General features: G+C 65.8%; 6 protein-coding genes. 2 read left to right on the forward strand and 4 right to left on the reverse strand.

Annotated elements, in window-relative coordinates:
• Positions 1 to 305: hypothetical protein (locus tag RMN73_RS07785; protein WP_309602753.1), on the forward strand; the 305-nt coding region annotated here is incomplete at its 5' end.
• Positions 306 to 309: 4 nt separating this feature from the next.
• Here the strand turns inward: RMN73_RS07785 and RMN73_RS07790 are convergent.
• The 3 genes from RMN73_RS07790 to RMN73_RS07800 are packed head-to-tail and all read right to left on the reverse strand — an operon-like array spanning position 310 to position 1,939.
• Positions 310 to 1,092 (reverse strand): sulfite exporter TauE/SafE family protein, encoded by a 783-nt coding sequence (locus RMN73_RS07790; protein WP_309602754.1) that lies wholly within the window; start codon positions 1,090 to 1,092, stop codon positions 310 to 312.
• The gene (locus RMN73_RS07795) at positions 1,089 to 1,601 is read right to left on the reverse strand and encodes a rhodanese family protein (protein WP_309602755.1); all 513 of its coding nucleotides are present in this window, start codon (positions 1,599 to 1,601) and stop codon (positions 1,089 to 1,091) included. Before RMN73_RS07795 ends, RMN73_RS07790 begins: the two co-directional genes overlap by 4 nt.
• Positions 1,598 to 1,939: a metalloregulator ArsR/SmtB family transcription factor gene (locus tag RMN73_RS07800; protein ID WP_309602756.1), complete on the reverse strand. Its 342-nt coding sequence runs from the start codon at positions 1,937 to 1,939 to the stop codon at positions 1,598 to 1,600. Before RMN73_RS07800 ends, RMN73_RS07795 begins: the two co-directional genes overlap by 4 nt.
• A 79-nt stretch (positions 1,940 to 2,018) precedes the next feature.
• Between RMN73_RS07800 and RMN73_RS07805 the strand changes: the two genes are divergently transcribed.
• Positions 2,019 to 2,879, forward strand: a complete 861-nt coding sequence (locus RMN73_RS07805; protein ID WP_309602757.1) for an MBL fold metallo-hydrolase — start codon at positions 2,019 to 2,021, stop codon at positions 2,877 to 2,879.
• A gap of 3 nt (positions 2,880 to 2,882) precedes the next feature.
• Here the strand turns inward: RMN73_RS07805 and RMN73_RS07810 are convergent.
• Positions 2,883 to 3,660, reverse strand: a 778-nt coding sequence (locus RMN73_RS07810) for a 3'-5' exonuclease (RefSeq protein WP_309602758.1), incomplete at its 5' end; no start/stop codon positions are given.

The raw sequence follows: 3,660 nt of genomic DNA on the forward strand, positions 1-3,660 counted from the left end.
TTGTAATCGAGTCCGACAACGATTTGAAACTGCGGATCGCGACGTGCACGCGCGACGGGCCGGAATTCGCCCGGCTGATCGCGCGCGACCTGCGCCGGGTCGGACGGTCGCCGGCGTTGTTACTGCTTCAGCCGGCCTATATCCCGCGCGGCAATTATCGCGGGGTCAGCGAGGCGGTGCGCGCGGACCCGGCGCTGAAGGCGGCAGCGGCAAGCCGGATTCGAACCCTGCCGCCGGAGATGACAGCCGCGCTCAACGGGTGGCGCGGTGCATGGGCGGACGGGGCGTCGACCGGATCGCAGTGACGCGTCAGCGGGCCTTGAGCGCGACGTAGACGCCGACCACAATGACCATGATTCCGAACGCGGTCTCGAGCAATCGCTTGCGCCCGGCGAGCCGTCGGCCGAGCGCGATTCCCGCAGTCGCGCCGACCACTCCGCCAATGATCATCAGCCCGACAATCGGCCAGTCGACCAGCCCCGACAGCGCATAGGATGCGGCGGTTGAAAGGCCGAACGCCGTGACTGCGAGCAAGGAGGTGCCAACCGCCTTGGTAATCGGCATCCGGGTTGCCCAGATCAGCCCCGGCACGATGAGGAAGCCGCCGCCGATACCGAAGAAGCCCGACAACAAGCCCACCCCTAGCCCGGCCGGGGCGAGTCGCGGGACGAGCTGGCCGGCATTGGCGCTGGTCAGGGCGATATCGGAGCGCGGATCGGCATTGCGTTTGCGTAGCATCGACAAGCCGACGATGACCATCAAGGAGCCGAACAGGAACAGCAATTTCTGCCCGTCATAAGCCTTGCCGAGCGCGGCGCCGGTCAGCGCACCGGCAACCCCCGTGGCGGCGAAGATCGCGCCGCAGCGCCAGTTGACGTTGCCGTGACGGGCATGGCCGACCAGCCCCATCGCCGCATTCAGCCCGACCGCGATCGCGGCGGTGCCGATCGCCACGTGGGGCGAACGGATCCCCACCACGTGAACCAGCAATGGCACCGCGAGGATCGAGCCGCCACCACCGACCAGCCCGAGGATCAGCCCGATCGCGGCGCCGCTAAGCACCGCCGACAGCATGACCAACCCGTCGATCATCCGGCGACCGCGCGGTTCCAGGGCATTGGCGCAAGCAAGGCGGTCATGGCACAGGATCCGGTGATCCCGGCGTGGAGCATGCCGACTCCGACTGCCGCGCCGAGCAGGAGAAAGACCGGCGAGACGAGCCAGCCGAGCAGGATCGCGAGCAGGATTAGGCTGCCGCCGCCGATCTGCACCTGGCGCATCAGGTCGAGCGGTTGCCTGGCAGTTGCAACGACCGGCAGGCCGGCCGTTTTCCATGCGTCGATCCCGCCGTCGAGCACGAGCGAATTGGGGCCGCCCGCTGCCGCCAGCCGAGCTGCATGGAGCCGGGTGCGCTGGCCCGAGCGGCAGTGGAAGATGATCGGCCCATCGCCGTCGATGGTGGTCAGCGCGTCGAGCGGGATATTGCGCGCGGTCGCGATCCGTTCGCGGTCATGCTCATCAGCGCCGCGAACGTCGATCAACTGCGCGCCCTGTGCAAGCATTGCAGAGGCGGCGTGCGGGTCGATGGTGGCAATCGTCACTGGGGGTCTCCTGAAGGGGCGCAATAGAGTTGGTAAAGGGTGTCGAGCAATGCGACGATGCGCGGATCGGCAATGCGATAATATAGCGTCTGGCTGTCGCGATCGAACGTAACGAGGCCCTCGTCGCGCATCACCGCAAGGTGTTGGGACAGCGCCGATTGCGACAGCGAAATGGCGGTGGCGAGGGTGTTAACGCTGGCCGTGCGAACTTCCGCCAGCTTGCACAGGATCAGCAATCGGCGCGGATTGGCGAGCGCCTTCATCACCGCCGCGACCTGATCGGCCTTGGCCTCAAGCTCGGTTAGGTCCAGATCAGGGCGGGCCAAGGCGAACGACATCAATCGCAACTCCAACATTAGGACTTGCTAATTTAGATATTGCTAATACATTGTCAAGGCAGGATCTGAGGAGGTTTACGTGAATCCGATTATCGAAGCCTTTTTCAACGAACCGACCAACACCGTGTCATACCTCGTCGCCGATCCCGCAAGCGGCGCGGCGGCGGTGATTGACCCGGTGCTCGACTATGACCCGGCCGAAGGGACGGTCGATACCAGCTCGGCCGAGGCGGTGCTGGCGCGTGCCGCGGAGCGCGGATGGACGATCGAGCTGGTGCTCGAAACGCACGCCCACGCTGACCATCTGTCCGCTGCGCCGTTCTTCAAGGGCAAGACCGGCGCCAGGATCGGGATTGGCGAGCAGATTCCCACCGTCCAGAAGGTGTTTCGCCCGATGTTCGAGGCCGACGACATCAAACGCGATGGCGGGGATTTCGACTTGCTGTTCGAGGATGGCGAACGGATCGCCCTTGGCGCGTTGAGCATCGAGGTGATGGCCACCCCGGGCCACACCGCGGCTGACGTCAGCTACCAGATCGGCGACGCCTTGTTTGTCGGCGACAGCCTGTTCATGCCCGATTATGGCACCGCGCGAACCGATTTCCCGGGGGGCGACGCGCATCTGCTGTACCGGTCGATCCAGCGAATATTGGCCCTGCCCGACGCAACGCGCCTGTTCACGTGCCACGATTACAAGGCGCCGGGGCGCGATGAGTTTCGTTGGGAAACGACGGTTGCCGAGCAGCGTGCGGGCAATGTCCATCTGGCGGGCAAGAGCGAGGATGAGTTCGTCGCGATGCGCGAGGCGCGGGACGCGACACTGGCGACCCCCAAGCTGCTGCTCCCCGCGATCCAGGTCAACATCCGCGCCGGCCGCTTCCCGCCGGCCGAGGCGAATGGGGTGAGTTATTTGCGGATCCCGGTGCGGGTGCGGGGGTAGGGGTTAGTCACCGATGCTCACGAAGCTATCCAGCACTCTTTTCCGCCCGGCTTTCTCAAACTCGATCTCAAGCTTGTTGCCCTCGATCCCGGCGATTTCGCCGTAGCCGAATTTGCCGTGGAAGACTCGCATGCCGACTGCCAGATCGTCGCGGCCCTTGTTGCCGATGCTGATCGCCGAGGCGCGGGATTCCTGGGGGCCGCGCTTGACGTATAGGCCGGTTCGGGGGGTGGTGTCGGTGGCGACAGCGCGCTGGAAGCCGGGGCCGCGGCGTTCGGCTCTGGCGACGTGGGCGAAAGGGTCGGCATTCTCGCTCCACTGCGCGCGCCACAGGCTCTCGCCGCCGGACATGGTGGTCTCGGTCTCGACATGCGCTTCGGGCAATTCGGCGACGAAGCGGCTGGGGATCGAGCTGGTCCACTGGCCGTAAATACGGCGGTTGGCGGCGTGGAGGATGGTCGCCTTGGTCCGCGCGCGGGTGATGGCGACATAGGCCAGGCGGCGCTCCTCCTCGAGGCTGGCCAGGCCGCCTTCGTCGAGCGCGCGCTGCGACGGGAACACGCCTTCTTCCCAGCCAACGAGGAAGACGAGCGGGAATTCGAGCCCCTTGGCGGCGTGAATGGTCATGATCGTGACCTTGGGCTCGCCGCGCTTGGCGTCATTGTCCATCACCAGGGAGACATGTTCGAGGAACGCGCCGAGCGTCTCATATTCCTCCATCGCGCGGGTCAGTTCGGTCAGATTCTCGAGCCGGCCGGCGGATTCGGCGCTGCGCTCGGCC

The sequence above is a fragment of the Sphingomonas sp. genome (assembly GCF_031372575.1).
Taxonomy (GTDB): domain Bacteria; phylum Pseudomonadota; class Alphaproteobacteria; order Sphingomonadales; family Sphingomonadaceae; genus Sphingomicrobium.